This is a genomic window from Legionella lytica, from assembly GCF_023921225.1.
GTDB lineage: Bacteria > Pseudomonadota > Gammaproteobacteria > Legionellales > Legionellaceae > Legionella > Legionella lytica.
Genome location: NZ_CP071527.1, coordinates 2,382,847 through 2,404,732, shown reverse-complemented (window position 1 = coordinate 2,404,732; position 21,886 = coordinate 2,382,847). Strand labels below are relative to the sequence as shown.

Below are 21,886 nucleotides of genomic sequence, written 5' to 3'. Positions count from 1 at the left end.
CTGAAATCACTTCTCTTAGCGAATCATGCCGGCACAGTCTCAGTGAAAAAGGCCGGCTTTCAACAGCCATCCCAGGATTTATGGCCAGAGCCCCTCAGTCCGATTTGGCAGAGGCTATTGCCCTGGCGATTGAGGACAAATCGATTTTAGTTGCTGAGGCCGGAACTGGGACTGGGAAAACCTTTGCCTATTTATTGCCTTGTCTGCTTAGCGGTAAAAAAGCACTCATTTCAACCGCAACTAAAACCTTACAAGATCAGCTTTATCAAAAAGATTTGCCTACCTTAGTTCGGGCTTTAGGCCTTTCCACGCGCATCCAAAATTTAAAGGGCAGAGCAAATTATATTTGTCAGCATCGTGTTGAGTTACATGCTGAAGAGGGGCAATTTCAAAGCCCACAATGTGCACATGAGGTGGCTCATGTGCGGAGCAAATTATCGCAAATGACATTAGGAGATCGCTCAGAATTACCTGAATTAAGCGAAGATTCTCCAGTATGGCCTTATGTCACTTCAACTGTGGATAATTGCTTAGGTGCGGAATGCCCTAATTACGAAGACTGTTTTTTGGTAAAAGCGCGTAAACGAGCCTTAACTGCTGATGTGGTGGTAATTAATCATCATCTGTTTTTTGCTGATTCGCGTTTGAAAGATGAAGGTTTTGGGGAGTTATTACCTGGTGTTGATGTAGTCATTTTTGATGAGGCTCATCAATTAGCAGAAATTGCCACCCATTTTAATGGCGATCGCATTGGCACGCGCCAATTTCGCGACTTAGTTGATGATGTGATTCGCGAGTGGCCGGCTATTGATTTGGCCAACCAACCCTTAAAAGCACTAAGTTTTAAAGCAGACAAGCTGATGGATGAATTAGTGACGTATGTCTCTGCTTTTGATGAGCGTAGTAGTTGGGAAGAACTCAAACGCAATAAAGCTTTTATGGGGATTTGGGATAATTGGCTGAGTTTACAAAGCGAATTGTTGGAGTGCTTTGATGCAGAAGCAATTGCGGAAAAGCCTGGCTTAATTCGTTGCAAAGAGCGTTTGGAAGAGTTTGGTGCCATATTGCAACTGTTTACTCAAACACAAAATGACAAAATTCGTTGGTTAGAGCGTTTTAAACATACTTTAGTATTTCATGCAACGCCTTATACCGTTGCGGAACCTTTTAGCCAATTACTCAAAAGACAATCCTGCACCTATGTTTTTACGTCTGCTACCTTAACCATGGCAGATTCTTTTGACTGTTTTTGTAATCCCTTGGGATTAGATGAGGCAAAAACCTTACTTTTGCCTAGTCCTTTTGATTATCAGGAGCAGGCTTTACTTTATTTGCCTCGCGGATTGCCTGATCCTAAAAATCCAAATTATTATGATTTATTGTTTAAACGAGTAGTACCCATTATTGAGGAGCTAGGAGGACGTTGCTTCTTTTTATTTACCAGTCACAAGGCGCTAAAACAGGTTGCTCAAATGATGGACGGTATCATAAACTACCCGATCTTAATTCAAGGAACAGAAGCAAAGCCTATTTTGCTAGAACGTTTTCGACAATTAGGAAATGCTGTTTTATTAGGTACGGCAACCTTTTGGGAAGGAGTTGATGTTAAGGGGGAAGCACTTTCTTGTGTTATCATTGATAAATTACCTTTTTCCAGCCCAGTTGATCCTGTTACGCGTGGGAGAATGGCTTATTTAAAAGAAAAAGGCGTTTCTGGATTTGATGAATTATCTTTACCCAATGCAGTAATCGCATTGAAGCAAGGAGTCGGGCGTTTAATTCGGGATAATACGGATAAAGGTATTTTGGTTATTGCTGACCCGCGCCTTACTGGTAGAGAATATGGACGACGTATTTTATCCAGTTTGCCGAAACTTCCCAAAACACGTGATGAACAAAAGGTTTTAAAATTTATTAGAGAGTTGGCATTGGATTATGAAACTGTTAGCGATTGATACATCAACAGAGCAAGCAAGTGTCGCGGTATCGTTTGGCGATGAGCTCTTACATCAAGAGCAGGGGGCCCAACGAACTCATGCGCAATTTTTGCTGCCCATGATTGATGAGTTATTGGCAAAGGCAAGTATCTCCATGACGCAGCTAGATGGTATTATTTTTGGTTGTGGGCCTGGGAGTTTTACTGGTTTACGTATCGCCTGCAGCATTGCAAAAGGCTTGGCTTATGCTCATGATTTAGGGTTAATTCCGGTAAGCAGCCTGGCTACTATTGCTTGGGGTGCACGCCAACAGGCTGAACAAGCAGATTCTGCTGTATTGGCAGCCTTAGATGCGCGCATGCACGAAATGTATTGGGCTTATTTCCCGCAAGCACAATATGTTGCAGAAGAGCGAGTGAGTGCAGTTACTGAAATTGCCGTTCCTATTCAGCAACCCATTGTGCTTGCTGGTGTAGGTATTGATGAGTATTGGGCTGATTTTCCTGAGGCTTTAAAGGCACAAGTTAGTAACAGATTAACCGTATATCCAAATGCGGCAACGATGATTGAATTGGCAAGGGCTAAAAATCTCCCCGCCATTGCTGTTGCTGATGCACAGCCAGTATACGTTCGCAATCAAGTAACATACGATAAAAACTCTTAATTGAGTGAAGGAGATCTTGGTGGATAAAAAATTATTGGAAATTTTGGTTTGTCCTTTATGCAAAGGTAAACTTATTCATAAAAAAAATGAATTAATTTGTAAATTTGATCGTTTAGCATTCCCGATTCATGGTGATATTCCGGTTATGCTAGAGCATGAAGCTCGAGTGATTCCTTTGGAAGAAAAAGATAAGTTATAAATCCATTCACCTCAACAATGGCGAATATTAGTTCGGTGTTACCTGGTGGCAAGCAACTGTATCTTATACACATTTCTTACGACATAGCCAGGCTCTATATTTTGATATTTCGTCCCTAGAGACGGCTTGTAGGTTGGCCATGGGCACCAACCTACAATTTATAAATATAATCTTTAACTTAATGGCAGACTGCGGAGTGCCCGCAGAAATATGAATAAGATACAGAGGCAAGTAACCAGGCTATCTCTGCTTATTTTACGATCAATCTACAGGTGGTATCTAGTTGCTCATGCCATTTTGATGCAGTATCTAACCATGACTTATTAGGAACTAGCTGTTCTCCTGCTGTAATGGCTGCGTGGGGTAAGGGAGTAATGATCGCAGTGAAAAAGCTATTATGGTTTTTGTTATTCAACAGGCTAGTCTTTTGAGGAAGGCTTGCTAATTCTTCGCCTAGCAGGCTAATTTTTTTCCCTGTTTCTATTCCTTGTTCATAAGCTTGAATAGCATAAGAGTACGCATTGTAGCCGCTCCAAGCCATGAGTCCTAGAACAATTAATGATGGTGCTAAGGAAAATATAAAGCTCAATAAAAAAAAGGACCCAGTAAATAAAGCCGTATTACAGGTACTATCTACGGTAGAAAGCAGTTGCTGATTGCACGCAGAAATTTGCTCAATAAATTTGACAATCTCTGGCTTTTTTTTCATAAAATCAATATGGTTAGAAATTTCTTGGTTGTGAGTTTGTGTGCTATTTATTGCTAGAAGATGCGTCAGCATTTTATCAATGACATAGATTAAATCAGCAATGTTGCCTTTGCGAATGTACGTCATGGCAATGTTATAAAAAAGATTTGATACGTTGGGCTCAGTGTTAATGAATTCACGAGCATAAGCTGCGACTTCTTCTGGGAAATCTTTAGGTAATTCTCCAAGCACTAAACTGTTTTTTTTCCAAAATACTACGCCGTTATTACATTTTGGCAGTCCACTTGTAAAGGTAGTATTTCGTACTGCAACTGATTTTAATAAACTTGCGTACATGTAAAATTTACCAAAATCATCGGTGTCTTGATTTTCAATTTGTTTGCACAATAAATCCAGCTTTTTTGATGGCATGATATTCTCTCCGAATGGTGTGGCACGAATACCCGTATTGGACTGTGCGAATACGGGTTACGTAATGCTATAAACTTGCTTCTTGACGACGTTTGCGCCAGTAAAGTAGCACTGCAGGTAAAATCATTACAAAAATACCTATGGAGAAAACTAAACGGAAATGAGAGGCGCTACCAAAGTTCATGAATTCAACGGGGGGTATGAAGCCCACAATTAAGGTCATAATACAACCACATAGACCTAAAATGCAGGTAAGATAGTAACCTGGTTTGCCCCCAGGTATTGCAAAGGGTCTTTGTACATGAGCAAATTTTGCTTTTAGCCTCCATGCAGCAATAAACATCAGTACATACATCATAATGTACAGCTCAGTACTTAAGTCGGTAAACAACCAATAAATCGCATTCACACTAGGGAATAAAAGAAAGCCGCTGCATAATACCGTTACCAATACTGCTTGTGCGATTAAAATGCGGGAAGCAACACCATGCTTATTTAATTTGCATAAGGGCTTCGGTAGGAAATTATGGTTTGCTGCCATGAGCAAGCCTTTGGCAGGGGAGATAATCCAATTAATCATGCTCCCCAAACTTCCTAGGAGTAAAAGAAAAATCAAAATAGGCATCAGCCAAGTCAAATGATAGGCATGAAAAAAATTACTGAAGGCTTGCATGACCCCATCCACAAGACTAATTTTCTCTTTCGGTAACACGAACGCAATCGCGAGAGAACCTAAAATCATCGTAGATAAGATAAGTAAGCCTGAAAAGAAGAGCGCTCGGGGGAAGTTCTTTTGCGGATCTTTCACGTTACGCACATGCACCGCAGCCAACTCCATACCTAAAAACGAAGTCATAATTGCCGTAAGTGATACCCAGGATTGGCTGTCTTTCCATTGAGGTAATAAATGAGGAAGACTAAAGTCAATAGCAATAGGATTCCCTTTAATAACCCAGATAATTGCCAGCAAAATAATAAAACCCATAGGGATAATCATACCTAAAATGGCACAGATTCCGGCAAAATGAGCTGAAGCACGTAGCCCTGATAAGCCTACAAAGGTTAAAGACCAGAAGATAGTGAGAATTACCGCAATCAAATAGTATTTATTTTGTGCGAGCTCTGGATTGACTAAATAAGCTAATGCGCCGGCAATAAACGAAAGAATAGTGGGATACCATACCAAGGTATTTATCCATTGCAGCCAGATCGTAAAAAAGGCCACATTCTCACCATAGGCATGATTTACCCAACTGTAAATACCACCTTCCTCTTCAGACCAAGTTGAGGCTAATTCGGCTGCAACCATGGCGACGGGGATCAAAAAAACAATAGCTGAAAAGATAAAAAAGAAAATCAACGACGAGCCGAACAATGCCGTGCCGGGTAAATTTCTAATGCTATCAATAGCACCAGTTATCAATAGGACTAGAGCAAGTACAGAAATTTTTTCCGAAGACCAGTTGTTCATTAATTCGTTCGAGTTGTTAAAAGGGGAGCATTATATACTTAACATACTTTAAAATGCTATGTATGCTTTTAATTTCCTCTGATTTAGAAACTACGATGCTTCGTACACTAGGATAAACACAATAGATTGAATACCCAAGTATTAGAATTTAATTAAAAAGTTTGAAAAATTATGGACTTATAAATAAGACGCGGGTTATTGTTGATATCCAAAATTACGGACTCGTTGGGTAGTACAATAATGAAGATAAGGAAGTGTTTATTTTTACTGAACTCTGTATTGGCATTTTTTTCTTTAGAATCTGCCTCCTTTGCTGCCAAGGAACAGTGTGGGGAGTTACTTGATCAAATTATTTTAAAATATAAAGAGGTTAATAGTCAGGAGCAACCTGAGCTTGATAAGTTATGGTGGGAACGCTTTTCGCAAAAAAGTGGCTTGCCGGTACAAACCATCAAGCCTATGGTCAGTGGTGCTTACCTGGTGGTTGTGGACTCTGAAAAATTAAAACACTTATCCTCAGCTAAAAATATTTCGACAGACAAATACTTTAGTGTGGGTTTGACCAAAATATTAAAACAACCTGATGTCCAATACGCAGATCGTGATATGCGTTACTGTTTGATTAAACCTCCGGTACATACCTCTAACACAGACCCTTCGGCTTCAACTATGCAGGTATCTATTTCTCATGCCTCTCAATGGGATGAGTTTCGCTACCCTGGAGTTATGTTGGAGTCGGCTCCTGGTTTGTTAAATGGAGCCTGGTCGATAACATTGGGTTATGCAACACCTCCGATTGTTATTTCTAATTTTGAAGCAATTAATTACAACCCTGATTTAGCTCCTAATCTGTTGACTGGTTGGAATTTTGGTACTCACAGTACGGATGTCAGTCAGGTAGGTGATGAGCATGGCACACACACTGCCGGTACCATTGCGGCAACAGGTGCCATTGCAGGGATTACAGGCATGGGGCCTTTCCTGAAAATCCTGCCTATTGTTCCTGGCTCACTTTCAGACTTAGAGCAAGGACTCTATTGGGCTATGGGCAGGGACATTCCTGGGGTTCCGCATAACAATTATCCAGCAAAAGTTGTTAGCATGAGCTTTAATTACCCCTCATATATTGGGTGCCAACCATCCTTACAAGAGGCACTCGATGCCTTTATTCAAAATAATGGGGTTATTACGGTCAGTGCAGGAAATGACAATGTACCTGCATCAAACAATCCACCACGGTCATGCAATAATGTAATGGTGGTGGCGGCAACACAAATTAATGGCTATCGGGCTAATTATTCAAACTATGGGCCACGAGTTACCATTGCTGCTCCAGGAGGGGAACAGGTTAATGGAGATCCTTGTGATGCCAATGGTATTTTATCTACAGTTTCTGCAGGAGGGGGATGTCAAAATAGTGGCTTTTCATTTTATGAGGGCACGAGTATGGCAACACCTCATGTTGCAGGGATCGCGGGATTAATTTATGCCATAAATCCTTATCTTAGTTCTCAGGAAGTAAAAAGTATTCTATTGGAAAGCGTTGATTCTTTTGCTCCTACCCCAGATCCTCAACGCTCGTGCCTTGGTGAGAAGTCTTGTGGAGTAGGAATTATAAATGCATACAAAGCGGTGAAACTTGCAACCTCAGGACACACTGTTATTGCTGCTCCCTCATCTACAGACTTGAGGTTGAAAAACTCGTTTGATCCCTTTAATCGTTGTCCCCCTAACTTCTACGTACCTACAGCGCGCTCAATTCCGTCACCACTAGCAACCAAGTGGGAAATTAATCAGGCAACTCGTGCATGCCAGCCACTATCAGCTTATGAAACTCCTGTATTACAAGTTAATGGCGCACTCCTTACTGCGTCTTATGGGCGTACCGTATTTACTTTAGCAACACCTGGAGTAATTTGCCGTATTAACGATGCAAATGGGTTCATATGCTAATTACCTGTAGGTTGAGCCCATGACCCAACATGGAGTTTTAATGTAACTGGATGCTCTTGTTGGGTTATGGGCCCCACCTAGATTTTTTGTTTAGCGACGTAAAGGAAATAAAATGAAAAAGAATTTATTGGTTGTAGCGATGCTCATCCTATCTAAAGCCAGTATCGCTGCCTCTTTTTATGCTAAGTTTGGTGCCGATTATTTATGGAGCCGTAGTGGAAACTATTCCCTCCAACGGACTGATCCAATAGCGGGTTCTATGTCACCAGAAATCAGCGCGGGCTCTCTCCATAGCAGTAACGGCGCGGGTAATGTAGCGCTAGGGGTGAGTCATTTGCTTAATTCTAATTGGAGGCTCAGCTTGGAAGCTTCTTATTTGCAACTATCTGGATATTCTAAAAAATTTAATCCTTTTATGGCAGGTCCTTATGAAGTTGATGATTTGATTAATAGCTTTCATTCCTCAATGAATGGTAATGTGGTGGCTGCTATTTTTAATATTGATTATCTCGTTAAAGCTAATTATTCAATCTACGCTGCTCCTGGATTGGGTGTTACCAATCTGAGAGCACATTCTCAATTAAATTATCAAGCTTACGATTATGAAGAGAAGTTGGTAATGAAGGCACACAAGACTCAAACTAATTTTAGCCCTCAGGTTACAGTTGGCCTCAAATATGCGATGACAAAGCATCTGATGCTGGATGTCGGGCTAAGTTATATTTTGCTTGGAAAAGTACGTTTTGGTGAGTTGTCACGAGATAGTGATGATGAAACAAAAACTGAGGTTATCGCAAAAACTACTTATTTATTCGGACCAAAGCTTAATTTAATTTATTATTTTAGCTAATAAGGCACTGACTTGTAGGTTGGGCCCTCTCGCCCAACATTGAGTTCTGGTGTGTTCGAGGCAGCATCGTTGGGTTAGGACGCAACTTCCAATTTATCTATTTATTCTTATACCCATCTCGACAAGACGGTGATTTAGGAACCGCTTGGTTTTTTTCCCATTCATCCGGAGTGTAGAGATGCATACTTAACGCATGCATCCCTAACTCAAATTCATTAGCGAGTAAACGGTTTACTAAACGATGTCGGGCAATACGACTTAAATCAATGAATTTAGAAGAGACTGCGGTCACTTTAAAATGCGTTTCTGCACCTTGAGGAACATGATGATTTGATGATTCATCATCAACACTTAAATAAATAGGGCTAAGTTCCTGATTTAACAATTCTTCTATACGTATTTTTCGTGACATGCTAAATCCTACAATTTGCTGGGACATATCGGTTATTACTTTTTTCAGTTACTGCACACTCCCAAGTAATCGTTGTTGTAGGTGGCGTACCCGCACTGAGGAGTTCCCCTTTGGATTTGGGGCTCATAGTGATTGCAACATTTTGAGCGAGTGGCGTGTAATTAATAGTAATCACGCCAGTGTTTTTGGCAATACTGACATTTTTTACAATAGCAGTAGCCGTGGGGCTGCTCCATCCCATACTTAAATCAGTATTTCCGGTCAGGGCATTTTCAGAGACTGTGGTTTGGGCTGTAGTCGCTAAACTCAAACCTTCTGTTACTCTGGCTCTAATCAGGTAATCTTGATAGGAAGGGATAGCAACGGAAGCAAGAATACCAATAATTGCTATAACAATCATTAATTCAATTAATGTTAAGCCTTTTTGTTTCATGTGTTGCTCCTAAATATAATCGTTTTGAGATAAGGCTACAGGGATATCCCTGTAGCACAGTGTAAATCGATCCTAAAGTTTCTTGGCAATTAACTGATTTTTTAAGCGAACATAATCAGGTATACCATTAACATATTCAGGATAGGCTTCGCCTTGAATCAACGGGGCTAGATAACGTCGGCATGCTTCGGTAATTCCCATTCCATCTTCAGAAATATATTCTGCTGGCATGGCTTTTTCCTGATTCGCTACGTCAGCTAAAGGTACATGATTGATGGACCATCGATAGGGTTCATCTTGTTCACGCACGATAATAGGCATGATTGCATTATGACCTTTAACCGCATATTCAACTGCTGCTTTTCCTAAAGCATAAGCTTGCTCTACATCAACTTTGGACGCAATATGGCGTGCTGCACGCTGGAGGTAGTCCGCTACGGCCCAGTGGTATTTATAGCCCAGTTCAGTTTTAACTAATTGAGCAATAACTGGGGCAACACCACCAAGTTGTGCATGACCAAATGCATCGCGTAGGCCGGCATCACTCAAGAATTTACCTTCACTATTACGAATTCCCTCGGAAACAACCACAACGCAATAACCATGCTCTTTAACACAGTCCTCAACCTTTTTAAGAAACTTAGCTGGTTCAAAAGTGATTTCGGGCAATAAAATAATATGTGGTGGCTCACTGACGTTTTGACTAGCCAAGCCGCTGGCTGCTGCAATCCAGCCTGCATGACGGCCCATTACCTCAAGAATAAACACTTTGGTAGAGGAGGCGGCCATGGATGCCACATCAAATCCTGCTTCTTTAGTGGAAATCGCAACGTATTTAGCAACAGAACCAAAACCAGGACATGCATCAGTAAATGGTAAGTCATTATCTACTGTTTTGGGAATTCCAATACAGGTGATTGGATAACCCATTTTCTCTCCTAATTGAGATACTTTGTGTGCTGTATCTTGAGAGTCTCCACCACCATTATAGAAGAAATAGCCGATGTTATGAGCCTTAAAAACTTCAATTAGACGCGCGTATTCGTCACCATCATTTTTTAATTTATAACGACAAGAACCAAAAGCACCGGAGGGTGTTTGCATTAATTTAGCAATATCGGCATCAGTTTCTAATGAGGTATCGATTAATTCTTCGTTTAATGCGCCAATAATCCCATTTTTAGCAGCGTATACTTTGCCGATCTGCTCGGGATATAACTTAGCGGTTTGAATTACAGCACAAGCTGAGGCATTAATTACTGCGGTTACACCGCCTGATTGTGCATAGATAGCATTTTTTATTGTCATTTTTTCTCCTGCTTTATGAGTCGATTCGTCTGATGCTAGCTTGTGTTTAAAAGTGTGTAGTCCTAATGTTAATGTTTGCTGGGCTTTACCTCCCAGCCTACGTATTATCTGGCTTTTTAGAGGACTGAATTATCGTGATACTCCTGCTTATCAATTAAAAAATCAGCCCATTTTGGCTCTGCTAATAAAAATGTCAACAAAACTAAGTATTTTTTTCGGGTAGATTTTCATACTCGCTAATTACCGCATCAATACTTTGAATTAATTCGGCAAAGGGAATGGCGAGTTCGTCAATAGAGGCGGGGCGCGCGGCCATCTTTTCTACCTGGATTACCTTCGCTTGTAAGGTAGGCACTCCGGAAAAGCAACAGGCTCCATGAAGCTTATGTGCTGCAGCGCCAAGTTGTTTGATGTCTTTGTTGTGCATGAGATCGATAAATTCTTCACGATTTTTATGCAGCTCTTCAACAAATTGGCGTAAAAATTCTTCTGCAAGCTCTTGGTTTCCTGAAACTTTTTGTACGCAGAGTTGCCAATCAATAGCAGCATGTTTGGCTCTATCAACAATACGTAGAATATGCATCAATAATTGCTTTTCATCAATGGGCTTTTGCAGGCAAAGATTTATGCCTGATTTCTTTAACTCCGTATTATTGACATCACTGCTATTGGCGCTAATCAAAACTACCGGTGTATGTCGGTTGAGTTGGGATTTTTGACGAATGATTCGTGCTGCATCTAAACCATTTAGCTTCGGCATTTGCAAATCAAGCAGGATAATATCGTATTTTTTTTCATTACATGAGGAAACAGCCATTTCCCCATCGTCTACCGCATCGATGTTAGCATGGGTTCCTAACAATGAATCCAATAGCATTTTATTTACAGGATTATCTTCAGCAATTAACAAGTCTGGATGCAGAAAACGTAATTGTTCTCGTAAGCCATCTAATTCATGATTCCCTTGTTTTTTTTGAGGGCTTTCGTTAATGAGTAATTCAATAATATCTTGCAGTTTTTGGATACTAATGGGTTTAAATAAAAAGCCATGTGCCCCTAATGCCGCATAATCATGAATATGCCATTTGGAAATAAGTACGTAGGGGAAATGATTATGGGCAGCAATAATTTTTTCCATTTGCCGTTCACAGCCTTGGTTTACGTTCACGAAGGCCATTTTACAGTCTATATTATCATCTAGGGCTTGAGACAGCTGACTAAATGAACTCACGGAGATACATTCAATTCCCCAATAACCTAAGCCATTACATAAGGCTTCCAAATGCAGAGGATTATCATCGAAGCACAAGACTTTAAAATGAGCAAAGCGATGTGTTTGATTTTTTTCTATTTCATAAGCAGCTAGTTTTTCCACTTTGATATGAGCAGTAAAAGCCGAGCCCTTGTTGAGCTCACTGGTCATGCTCAAACGACCACCCATTTCTTCACAAAGCTTTTTACAAATGACTAGCCCTAAACCAGAGCCCCCGTAACGGCGAGTAATGCTCGTATCGGCCTGATTAAATGCAGTAAATAGTTTGCTTTGATCCTCCGGGGATATTCCTAATCCCGTATCACTGATCGTAATGCACAGGGTGTAATCTTTTTCTGTTTCTTGTTCGATGTGCGTTCGGATAAGCACATAGCCATGATCCGTAAACTTTACGGCATTGGTTATTAGATTACTGATGAATTGTTTAATACGGAAGGGGTCGCCTAATACCGTTTTGGGTACGTTAATGTCGGTAATCGGAATTAAATCAATTCCTTTCTTATGAGCTGTAGGAGCCGCTAAAGTAAGTACCTCATCAATACAATGCCGGATATTTAAGGGAATGCAATCCAGATGCAATTTTCCTGCATCAATTTTTGAGAAGTCGAGGATGTCATTAATAATACCTAATAAATCTTGAGCAGAGGATTTAATGGTTTTGACATAATCCATTTGTAGTGGGTCAAGTTTACTTTCCAATAACACATTAGTAAAACCAATGACTCCATTCATTGGCGTACGAATCTCGTGGCTCATATTGGCAATAAACTCAGATTTTTGCCGGCTTTTTTCTTCAGTTTTTTTCTTTTCTAAAGACAGTTCAATATTTTTTTCTTCTAAAAGCTCCAGACTTTGCTGTAAATCTTCGGTCGCGACTTCAATATGTTGATTAAGGTCTTTAATTGTATCGATGTATTTTTTTTGTAAATGGGCGCATCCTTTTTCAATAATACCTAACTCACCTTTACTGGTGGTTTTTATTTCGGTTTCAAATTCGTTACGTAGAATTTGTTTCATGCTACGACGCAAGCGCGAAATGGGTAAATAAATACGTTTTGAGAGAAAATAATGGCTGGTTAGCCCCATTAGCAAACCAAATAAGGTAATGAAAATAGTAACAATCAGCATTTGATAACGTTTGATCAACATAGAACGTGTATCAATATCAATAGAGAGCCAACCAAGGATATCATCGGCTTGAAAGGCTGAAGCATTCGTTAGGTTTTTACTAAAAGTGTTATTAGAGTACAGATTAAATTTAGGAATAGTGACAGGGGCAATGAAATTAATAGTGAAGGGATTTATTTGCTTGCTTTCAATATAATCCCCTGTGAAATCAGGTGGCGTAAAGGGTTTATGTATTGAATGCTTCCCGCCGCGATAGGCCAGGAGTTGTCCTTCGCTATTATAAAACGCGAGTGCTTTAACCTCAGGGTTAATTGTTGAGGCATTAATTAAGCCTTGTAAGGTGCGATCATCTCGACGAAGCATGGCATACTGAGCTGCGGGTACTAATTGGCGAATATAGGCTTCTCCAAGGCGTGACATGTGCTGTTTTAGGTCATTACCAAAGAGGCCATTATAAAAGACTGCGAAGAGCAAGGCGACGAGAAAGGCTGGGATAAGGGTGGTAATTCTTAGCTGATATTTGATACCAATACTTTTCAAGGATGACTCCTGGGGGTAGATAATCTGACTTTTGTTTTCTATGTATCACAACTTATTTGCAGCATTCAAGTCTCTATGTAAGGCGCTTCACCCAGGCTACAAAGTCAGTTATTATATACTCAAAATGCTATTTTAAAAGTATTTGCTATAGCCCAATTATTTTACCCCATAACAACAGAAGAGATTATGACTGTTAGAACTCGATTTGCACCAAGTCCAACCGGATTTTTACATGTGGGTGGTGTACGCACCGCTTTATTTTCATGGCTTTATGCAAAACGCCATAAAGGCCAATTTATTTTAAGAATTGAAGACACAGATAGAGAGCGTTCTACTCAAGAGTCTGTCCAAGCTATTTTAGATGGCATGGCTTGGTTGGGATTAGATTGGGACGAAGGACCTTTTTATCAAACCGATCGCTATGAGCGATATAATCAAGTCGCACAGCAGTTTTTAGATGAAGGCAAAGCCTATCGTTGTGAATGCAGTAAAGAACGCTTAGAGGCATTACGTGAAGCGCAATTGGCAGCCAAAGACAAGCCACGATATGATGGTCATTGTCGTAATAAGAATCTTCCACTAACCGATAAACCTTTTGTGATTCGTTTTAAAAATCCAGAAGAGGGTACGGTGTCGTTTACCGATGAAGTTTATGGCGAGATTCATGTAGATAATAAAGAACTAGACGATTTAATTTTAGTACGTTCTGATGGACATCCAACATACAACTTTGCGGTAGTTATTGATGATTTGGATATGAACATTACTCACGTGATTCGTGGTGATGATCATGTGAATAATACTCCGAGACAAATTAATTTATTCCGCGCATTAAATGCTCCTGTACCAGTGTTCGCCCATTTACCCATGATCTTAGGCGACGATGGTAAGCGTTTATCTAAACGTCATGGTGCCGTAAGTGTGTTGCAATTTAAAGAGTTGGGCGTTTTATCCCATGCTTTATTAAACTATTTAGTTCGTCTTGGTTGGTCGCATGGCGATCAGGAAATTTTTAGTTTGGATGAGATGATTTCCTGTTTTGATCTTAAAAGCGTGAGTAGGGGCGTTTCTAGTTTCAACTATGATAAGTTGTATTGGTTAAACCAACATTATCAAAAAAGTGACGATCCTCAAGAAGTTGCCAAGGCTCTAAGCTGGCATTTTGAGCAAGCCGGTGTAGATTTATCTAAGGGACCTGATTTAAAAGAATTGGTCGCGATTCAAGCTGAGCGCTGCAAGAGTTTAGTTGAAATGGCTGAAATCAGCATGTATTTCTTTACTGACTCCATTGAATACGATGAAGATGCGGTGAAAAAGCATTTACGCACCGTTGTATTAGAACCCTTAATGGCGCTTTATGAGCGGTTTAAAGCGGTTACTGAGTGGCAAAAAGACACATTACAAGAATGCATTAATGATACCTGTGCCCAGTTTGATATTAATATGGGTAAAATAGCTCAGCCTTTACGAGTCGCGGTTACAGGTTCAAGTATGTCACCTTCTATTGATGTGACTCTGGTTTTATTAGGTAAGGACAGAGCGCTAAGTCGTCTGGAAGGAGCTTTAGAACAATTAAAGATTCGTGCGTCATCATCCAATTAATTCGCAAGTGTTTATATGGATGTAAATTTCGTCATCACGAGGAACGTAGTTATGAAGCAATCCATGAGTGTGGAGCACAGAATTCTGGATTGCTTCACTTCATTCGCAATGACAGTGAACGTTGAGTTGACGAAGAGTGCTCAAATACCATGTCTTTGCTAATGGCTGTTTTATATAATTGAAAAAATAATCCTCTCCCATGTATCTCCTAACTCAAGGAACGAATGAATGTTGAAGATTAAATCATGTGCATTAGGAATATGTTTAACGGCGTTAAGCCTTTCGTCTTTAACGCATGCAGAGCTTAAGTTAGCACCTGTTACAGATTCGTTACAAAAGGTGGTTGAGGATTACTATAAAAAATACAGTAAAAAGGAAAAATTTACTGCAGTTCAGGCTTCGGTATTAATTCCTCAATCTCAAGGTACTAATCAATACGAGGTTAAAACTGCATTTACAGGGACTTTTGGTTTGCCGCCAATTTCAAAAACCGTTAGCGCAGACAGTTTATTTGATATTGGCAGCATTACTAAGTCATTCACGGCGCTCATACTCTTGCAATTGCAAGCTGAAGGCCAATTATCATTAGATGATCATTTAGGTAAATGGCTACCCCAATATCCTAATTGGCGTGAGGTGACCTTGCGACAATTATTGAATATGACCAGCGGTATTCCTAATTATTCAGAAGACGATGAGTTTAGTAAAAAAATGGAGGCTAACCTATCAAGGGCTTGGACTGATGAGGAGCTATTAAGCTACGCTCACCCAGAAAAACCTTTACCTAAACATAGAAAAAGCCTTTATGAGTACTGTAACTCTAATTATATTCTTGCCGGAATGGTTATTGAAAAAGTGACTGGAGATGCTTTTGCAAACCAATTGAAGTTGCGTATTATTAATGCAAAAAATGGATTAAATCATAGCTATTATCCTGCGGGTCCAGAGGGACAAGCAACTCAAAAGGCAATTTCTTCACAGAAGGTACATGGTTATTATTTTGATGAAAAAACGCAAAAGCTTCAGGATACCTTTGACAATAACCTTTCCTGGGCTGGGGCTGCTGGAGCGATTGTGGCCAATACGCAAGATGTGGTGCAGTGGGTACAATTGTTGTATCACGGAACGTTAATTGATGCTGCTCATAGAGCGCATGCACTTGCTGAGTTAGAATCCGTGGTTTCGATGAAAACAGGGCTGCCGATTCCCACCGTGTCTGCTGAGGAACCAACTGGATTTGGATTAGGAGTTGGTTATTACTACGATAAAGAGCTTCAGCAAAAATTTTGGGTTTATAAAGGCAGTACTTTAGGATTTAGAACCATGTATTTCTGGCAACCTTGCAATAATGTGACTACTGTCGTTGCATTAAACAGCAAAGGGGGGGAAGGCAACCCTGATTCTAAATTAGGTGATAAAATTCTCAGTGCCAACCTTAAGTTATATAAATTGATTATCAAGTCTCATCCCGAATTAAAATGCACGCCATAATGTGGCAAAACGTAGCCCTTGTGGGCTACAAATCTGCGTGCTCAGACTCTCTATAGTTAATAGTTTTTTAATTTAATTATGGTAAAGTTTATAACCATATTTTTTGCCTGTGAACATTATGCCCCATGGTTCTATTACAATTGATATAAATAAAAAGACGGATCGATTTTTTATTGCCATTGCTAAAACTGATGTGCATTCATTTGTTTTCTTTGGCGTTTATAATCAGTTTAAGGTAAATAACTTATTAAGCCGAGTGGGGAAGGTATTTTACTCAAAGGAAAAAGATGAGTATTGTTGGGACGAGTTGGTGCGAGTGTTTCAGCTTCTCTTTAGTGGTCTTCGTGCTCAATTAATGGATGAAGGAATTTTTAGAAGAGGGCGCTCACAAGGAGCAATCAATTATCAAGCTTATGATATCCACTATGAGCAATATTTAGAATATCTAGCGATTTTAAGTAACTTAAGCACGGAGGATAATGTTTTTCGATGTTATCTACCTCATGAGGAGTCTGATGAACAGATTACACTTAAGTTCGGTATTGTTTCGCCTGAAACCCGTTCGCATGTGAATGCGGGTAAAATACAAGTCAGTGTAGCTAATTTAGACACCGGAAATACCTGTCGTCATAGCGCAATTGAACTGCTGGAAACTGTACGGAAAGAGCCCGTTACTGCTTCAGTCTCCAAAAATTTCTTTTTTGATTTACCTTATAAAACAGAATTTGAATATGGCCATCCAAGTGACTCTGTGCCTTTTTATGTGCTTCCAATGCCACCTTCAGTATATGTTGGATTGGGAGACAAGAAAGAGAACATTCTTAAGAAGCTCTATGCGCGTATGGAGCGTATACCGCGAATTGCCCCTAAATCTCAGGCGACAATGAATAAATTTAGCCAGCTTAAAGAGCTATATACTGATATCGCTGGTGCGGAGCAAGACTTAAGCCTTCAGCAGTTGCTAACACATATTCAAAGTTGGAAAAATAGTCATTTGGATTTATTAGACTCATTAAGAGAAAAGTATATTTGGGATTTCTTTTTTAAGAGAACATCAGCTACTATGTCATTGATTAATGAAATCGAATCTGAACTAAGTTCCATGATTTCCATGGATGTTTGCACTTAATTTTAAATCAAAGGAGTGAGGATGAAATTCTATTATTGTAAATCAGCTTGTTCTTTGGCTGTTCGAATTATCTTAAACGAATTAGAGTTTAGTTATCAGGATGTAGAAGTTGATTTAAAAGCAAAAAAAACAAAAAACGATGAAGATTATTGGGCAATTAATCCCAAAGGAGCTGTTCCGGCGATTATGCTTGATAATGGTCAGGTAATCACTGAAAACCAAGTTATTTTACAATACCTGGCTGATACAGCCAAAGAGCAAAAAGTTTTAGCGCCTGTAGGGGATTTGAAGCGCTACCATACTTTAGAGTGGCTAAATTACGTGTCAACCGAACTGCATAAATCTATTGGTATGTTTTTTAATCCAGCCCTGACTGACGAAATGAAAAAGAATGTTTATATGCCAATGATTCAGGCCAAATTAAAATATGTAAATGAGCATTTAGGAAAAAATACTTATTTAATGGGGAAGCATTTTACCCTTCCGGATGCTTATTTATTTGTTATTTTAAGATGGGCATATTATTTTAAAATGGATTTATCTGCTGTACCACACATAGAAAAATTCATGCAGCATTTAAAAACTCGCCCATCAATAGCCAAAGCTCTGCAACAAGAACAATAGTATATCAGCCAGGTTGCAAGCAACTTACGGCACTTACTTAAGGAATATTGTCTCCCGGCTTTCGTTGCGCTGCATCCAGGCTACATTTAAAATCGCCTGGATGCAGCGCAGCGAATTCTTCTGTTTTTTCCTAAGTAAGCACCATAAGTTGCTCGCAATCAGGTTTTCCCTTGCCAATAGCCACCTCAATGTAAGAGATAACTGCAGCTTAAGTCTTTACCAGAGTAATAGTTTTGTGCAATAATGTTTATTTTTAAACACCTTGGAGATTCAATACATGCTGAATGACAATACATTTACAGCTGAGCTGGATTTGAAGTTTTTTGGACATGCAGGCTTTGAATCAGCAGCAGGGCTTTCTGTATTAGAACAGGCACCTATTATCGCACGTAATGTATTGCGTGTATTGATGATGGGATGGACCGAATCCTGGAGAGAGTTATTAACTCCAACGGTTTTTCATGCAGTTTTTATTGAACGTAATCCAGGTTTTTTAAAGGAAATGCGCCGTGCCTTCCAAGAGGGTTTTTTAGAGTTATTTAATCAATTAGAAGGCCAACAATTTAATAAAAACCAATCAGAGCAAATACAGCTTTATTTAAGTAATTGTTTGGCATTGTTACCTTATAGTGATTTAACTCCCTATGAATCGATTAGTATTCCTCAATACATTGGCGATGAATGGGTGCTTGTGGAATATGCTGTAAAACCAATTGAATTAACGACTGGAAAAGAGCGTGATTCGGATCGGGTTTTTGCCTATGGTCTTGAGCCTCTAATCAATCGGGATGCTCAACCTCATTTAATTTTTATGGGAACCACCTATCCTGCAGGCCAAGGATTTTTAACCCAGATAAATTCCGATGCTCGAGGTTTTGAGTCCGTCAGGACTTCTTTATATAAAATAGGTCGACAGCGTCTTCACGAGTGGTTAGCGTTACAGCACAACCCCACTCACGTGTGTGGAACAAGCCTTGGGGGCTCACTAAGCTTATTGCTCGCGATTGATAGTGGGGATTATAAGCTAGCACGCGTTGATGCTTTAAATCCTGCGGGATTGCATGAGGCACCCTCAACTAATGATCTAGAGAACGGGAATAACTTGTCTCAGAAGCCTCGTGTTGTAATACAGAAACAGGGAAATGATCCTGTTTCTTATTTTGGTTTTTGGAAAGATGATTGGGAAATAGTAGAGGTAATGCCTCCCAAACATAAACAAGGTCCCACCTCCGTTACCGATCATGCATTAAACTATGCAGGTATTAAGGGCACTCAATTTACCTACATTAATGCTAAAGACGATAATGCTAAACGCAGCTCACGAAATTTTTGGATTTTTTCTGTTGCTCGCAGTGCATTTTATTATAGTGTCATGGTTCCTTATACTTACGTGATTCGCCCGACAGCTTATTTTTTGGCTAGGAATTGGCCTTTCTTGCTGCTGGCGCCAATCGTTGCCTTGGCTGCCTATGCTACGGTTCTTGGTGGGGTATTGGCTGTAGGGCTTGGTGTCGCTGCAACAGGGCTTGCTTTGCTGGGAGCTGCTATTTTTGAGCGCATTTTTAAAAGCACGGCGCAACCGCATTATGCAAAAATACATGATCCTTCTCTCCCTAGAAATGAAGAGCTGGATATTTATAATCAAGACAATGCCCTTGATGTAAGGCTTACTTACCGCGATGTAAATACTTATTATAAAATGATGCGGATGGCTAAGGGCAAAGAGTTTTTACCTCAGCATGAACGCACTTCAAAATACATTAGCACAATGACGAAACGAGAATTACTTGAGGCGAGTGAGGATCCTCTTAATGCCGATGCTGATGTGACTCTGCGCTTACCTAAAGCCAAAATAATACACATGAACCATGCTTTTACTCTATTTGGTAAAATAGGGGAGGATCAAGCTAGGCTGGCAGAGGCATTGAATGCCAGCCAGAAAGAGTATGCAAGTGGCAAAAAGCCATAATTTGGGGGAGTGTACTGACTGAATTACTGCGGTAATTCGAGTTAAGTACTTTTCAATGCAGTACAGCTTTGTTGTACTGCTTCACCCACAAAATCAATAAAATGGCGTACAGCGGGAACTAAGCCCCGTTTAGACGGATAAATGAGGTAGAAACTCGCAGTAGATAAAGACCACTCTGGAAGAATACGAATTAAGCTTCCCTCCTGAATTTCCTGACTACAATATTCTAACGGCAATAATGCAATACCCAAACTTGCTAAAACCGCATGTTTTAAAATTGTCCATTCATTACTTTCAAGGCGAGGAGTCAGTGGAATGCTGACCTTTTGTCCGTTTGTATGCATCAGTTGCAATTGATTGACACCATCCATTTTCGTTTTTCCTAACCAGGAAAACTGCGTTAATTCAGTAGGGAATTTTAAAGGTGCGTGTCCTTGCAAATAAGTTGGGGTCGCAATTAGGCAATGAGTGCTCTCTCCTAATTTACGAACGATTAAATTAGAGTCTTCCAGTTGATTTACCTGGAACCTCAAGGCCATATCAAAGCCTTCTTCAATTAAATCTACTTTACGATCACTGGCATAGAGATTGACACGTACTTCTGGATAACGGCGCATAAACTCGATAATAATGGTATTGAAATGCGACTGAGCAACCAAGGTAGGGCAGGTTACATGAATACGTCCTTTAGGTTTTGATTGTGCTTGAATAGCTACTTCTTGAGCAAAACTGGCTTGGTTCACCATGGCTTTACTGTATTCATAAACCAATTGACCTATGTCTGTTAAACTGAGCTTACGCGTCGAGCGATTAAGTAGGCGCACACCTAAGTAATTTTCTAATTCTGAAATACGTCGACTTAATTTGGATTTCGTCATTTCTAAGCTAAGGCTTGCCTGAGTAAAACTACCTTCATCTACAACACAACAGAAGAAATATAAATCATTTAAATCAGGTAAAAGAGTTAATGAACGCATAGCAGAGGCTTTAAAAACATTTATTGTTATTAATTATAGGACAATGTTTCATAAAATAGCTATCTTATCATTTATTGTTTTAATTATATGCTTAATACAGAGGCAAATAATTAATTCGGAGATACAAATGAACCTACTCGCTCTTGATAGCAGTATTTTGGAACATAATTCTATTTCTCGTCAGCTCATGAGACAATTTCTTGATTATTGGCAACAAAAATACCCACAAGCAGAAATAGTCTATCGTGATTTAAATAAACAACCTATTAATCATTTATCCAGTGAGTTGTTGGGTGCTAAACAAAAAGCATCTGTGGACTTGTCCCCATCCCTAAAAGAGGAGCTTGAGCTTTCCGAGCAGTTGGTTAATGAGTTTATTAATGCCGATGAACTTATTATTGCTGCACCTATGTATAATTTTACTTTACCTTCGCAATTAAAAGCATGGATTGACCGTGTTTTAGTTGCTGGACGCACGTTTAAGTATACAGAACAAGGGGTTGTTGGGCTTGCAGGTGAGAAAAAGGTTACTATCATTTCTACTCGTGGAAACCACTATTCAAGTGATGCCGTAATGAAGTCTAAGGATTTTCAGGAAGACTACTTAAAGCTTATTTTTGATTTTGTTGGTATTCAGGATGTTACTATTGTTAGGGCGGAAGGTTTGCATATTAATGAATCAATAAGAGTTAAATCAATAAATTTAGCTGAGCAAGAGATTAAAGAGCTCTTTCAGATTGCACATTAAAAAAGTAAGCTGGGCTGCTGTAGGGCCCAGCATTGGATTTAGTTGAGGCACTAAGCTT

The 21,886-nt window shown here is 39.7% G+C and carries 18 protein-coding genes; 11 read left to right on the top strand and 7 right to left on the bottom strand.

Annotation, left to right across the window (positions count from 1 at the left end):
* The first annotated feature begins 80 nt into the window (after positions 1 to 80).
* Genes J2N86_RS10575 through J2N86_RS10565 form a run of 3 tightly spaced genes read left to right on the top strand, consistent with a single transcriptional unit; the run spans position 81 to position 2,800 of the window.
* The gene (locus tag J2N86_RS10575; protein ID WP_252579407.1) at positions 81 to 1,955 is read left to right on the top strand and encodes an ATP-dependent DNA helicase; all 1,875 of its coding nucleotides are present in this window, start codon (positions 81 to 83) and stop codon (positions 1,953 to 1,955) included.
* Entirely contained in the window at positions 1,936 to 2,601 is a 666-nt protein-coding gene (gene tsaB, locus J2N86_RS10570) for a tRNA (adenosine(37)-N6)-threonylcarbamoyltransferase complex dimerization subunit type 1 TsaB (RefSeq protein WP_252579406.1), read from the top strand. Before J2N86_RS10575 ends, tsaB begins: the two co-directional genes overlap by 20 nt.
* A gap of 19 nt (positions 2,602 to 2,620) precedes the next feature.
* Positions 2,621 to 2,800, top strand: a complete 180-nt coding sequence (locus J2N86_RS10565) for a Trm112 family protein (protein WP_252579404.1) — start codon at positions 2,621 to 2,623, stop codon at positions 2,798 to 2,800.
* A gap of 250 nt (positions 2,801 to 3,050) precedes the next feature.
* On the opposite strand, the gene J2N86_RS10560 is transcribed toward J2N86_RS10565, so the two are convergent.
* Positions 3,051 to 3,920, bottom strand: a complete 870-nt coding sequence (locus J2N86_RS10560; protein ID WP_252579402.1) for a hypothetical protein — start codon at positions 3,918 to 3,920, stop codon at positions 3,051 to 3,053.
* Positions 3,921 to 3,987: 67 nt separating this feature from the next.
* On the bottom strand, positions 3,988 to 5,391 hold the full coding sequence (locus J2N86_RS10555; RefSeq protein ID WP_252579400.1) for an APC family permease: 1,404 nt from the start codon (positions 5,389 to 5,391) through the stop codon (positions 3,988 to 3,990).
* Positions 5,392 to 5,631: 240 nt separating this feature from the next.
* On the opposite strand from J2N86_RS10555, the gene J2N86_RS10550 reads away from it, so the two are divergent.
* Complete coding sequence (locus J2N86_RS10550) at positions 5,632 to 7,344, top strand: S8 family serine peptidase (protein WP_252579399.1); 1,713 nt, start codon at positions 5,632 to 5,634, stop codon at positions 7,342 to 7,344.
* Positions 7,345 to 7,456: 112 nt separating this feature from the next.
* A complete protein-coding gene (locus J2N86_RS10545; protein WP_252579398.1) occupies positions 7,457 to 8,194 on the top strand; it encodes an outer membrane protein in 738 nt (245 codons plus the stop codon).
* Positions 8,195 to 8,291: 97 nt separating this feature from the next.
* Here J2N86_RS10545 and J2N86_RS10540 read toward each other — a convergent pair whose 3' ends face one another.
* The 4 genes from J2N86_RS10540 to letS all read right to left on the bottom strand — a co-directional run bounded on the left by J2N86_RS10540 (position 8,292) and on the right by letS (position 13,288).
* The gene (locus J2N86_RS10540) at positions 8,292 to 8,606 is read right to left on the bottom strand and encodes a BolA family protein (RefSeq protein ID WP_252579397.1); all 315 of its coding nucleotides are present in this window, start codon (positions 8,604 to 8,606) and stop codon (positions 8,292 to 8,294) included.
* 1 nt (position 8,607) lies between these two features.
* Positions 8,608 to 9,039, bottom strand: coding sequence for a pilin (locus tag J2N86_RS10535; protein WP_252579396.1), 432 nt, complete (start codon positions 9,037 to 9,039; stop codon positions 8,608 to 8,610).
* Between the two features lie 72 nt (positions 9,040 to 9,111).
* The gene (locus J2N86_RS10530; protein ID WP_252579394.1) at positions 9,112 to 10,347 is read right to left on the bottom strand and encodes a 6-phosphofructokinase; all 1,236 of its coding nucleotides are present in this window, start codon (positions 10,345 to 10,347) and stop codon (positions 9,112 to 9,114) included.
* A gap of 202 nt (positions 10,348 to 10,549) precedes the next feature.
* Entirely contained in the window at positions 10,550 to 13,288 is a 2,739-nt protein-coding gene (letS, locus tag J2N86_RS10525) for a two-component system sensor histidine kinase LetS (protein ID WP_252579393.1), read from the bottom strand.
* A 186-nt stretch (positions 13,289 to 13,474) separates the two neighbouring features.
* Here letS and gltX point away from each other — a divergent pair, with 186 nt between their 5' ends.
* From gltX to J2N86_RS10500, 5 genes are all read left to right on the top strand, one after another.
* Positions 13,475 to 14,890 (top strand): glutamate--tRNA ligase, encoded by a 1,416-nt coding sequence (gene gltX, locus J2N86_RS10520; protein ID WP_252579391.1) that lies wholly within the window; start codon positions 13,475 to 13,477, stop codon positions 14,888 to 14,890.
* A 231-nt stretch (positions 14,891 to 15,121) separates the two neighbouring features.
* Complete coding sequence (locus J2N86_RS10515) at positions 15,122 to 16,381, top strand: serine hydrolase domain-containing protein (RefSeq protein ID WP_407658991.1); 1,260 nt, start codon at positions 15,122 to 15,124, stop codon at positions 16,379 to 16,381.
* A 118-nt stretch (positions 16,382 to 16,499) separates the two neighbouring features.
* Entirely contained in the window at positions 16,500 to 17,510 is a 1,011-nt protein-coding gene (locus tag J2N86_RS10510) for a hypothetical protein (RefSeq protein ID WP_252579388.1), read from the top strand.
* A 21-nt stretch (positions 17,511 to 17,531) separates the two neighbouring features.
* Positions 17,532 to 18,134 carry a glutathione transferase GstA gene (gene gstA / locus J2N86_RS10505; protein WP_252579387.1) on the top strand — a complete coding sequence of 201 codons (603 nt, stop codon included), beginning with the start codon at positions 17,532 to 17,534 and terminating at the stop codon, positions 18,132 to 18,134.
* Between the two features lie 277 nt (positions 18,135 to 18,411).
* Positions 18,412 to 20,103, top strand: a complete 1,692-nt coding sequence (locus J2N86_RS10500; protein WP_252579385.1) for a hypothetical protein — start codon at positions 18,412 to 18,414, stop codon at positions 20,101 to 20,103.
* 41 nt (positions 20,104 to 20,144) lie between these two features.
* On the opposite strand, the gene J2N86_RS10495 is transcribed toward J2N86_RS10500, so the two are convergent.
* Complete coding sequence (locus J2N86_RS10495; protein ID WP_252579383.1) at positions 20,145 to 21,080, bottom strand: LysR substrate-binding domain-containing protein; 936 nt, start codon at positions 21,078 to 21,080, stop codon at positions 20,145 to 20,147.
* Between the two features lie 127 nt (positions 21,081 to 21,207).
* Here J2N86_RS10495 and J2N86_RS10490 point away from each other — a divergent pair, with 127 nt between their 5' ends.
* A complete protein-coding gene (locus J2N86_RS10490) occupies positions 21,208 to 21,828 on the top strand; it encodes an FMN-dependent NADH-azoreductase (protein WP_252579382.1) in 621 nt (206 codons plus the stop codon).
* Positions 21,829 to 21,886: the final 58 nt, after the last annotated feature.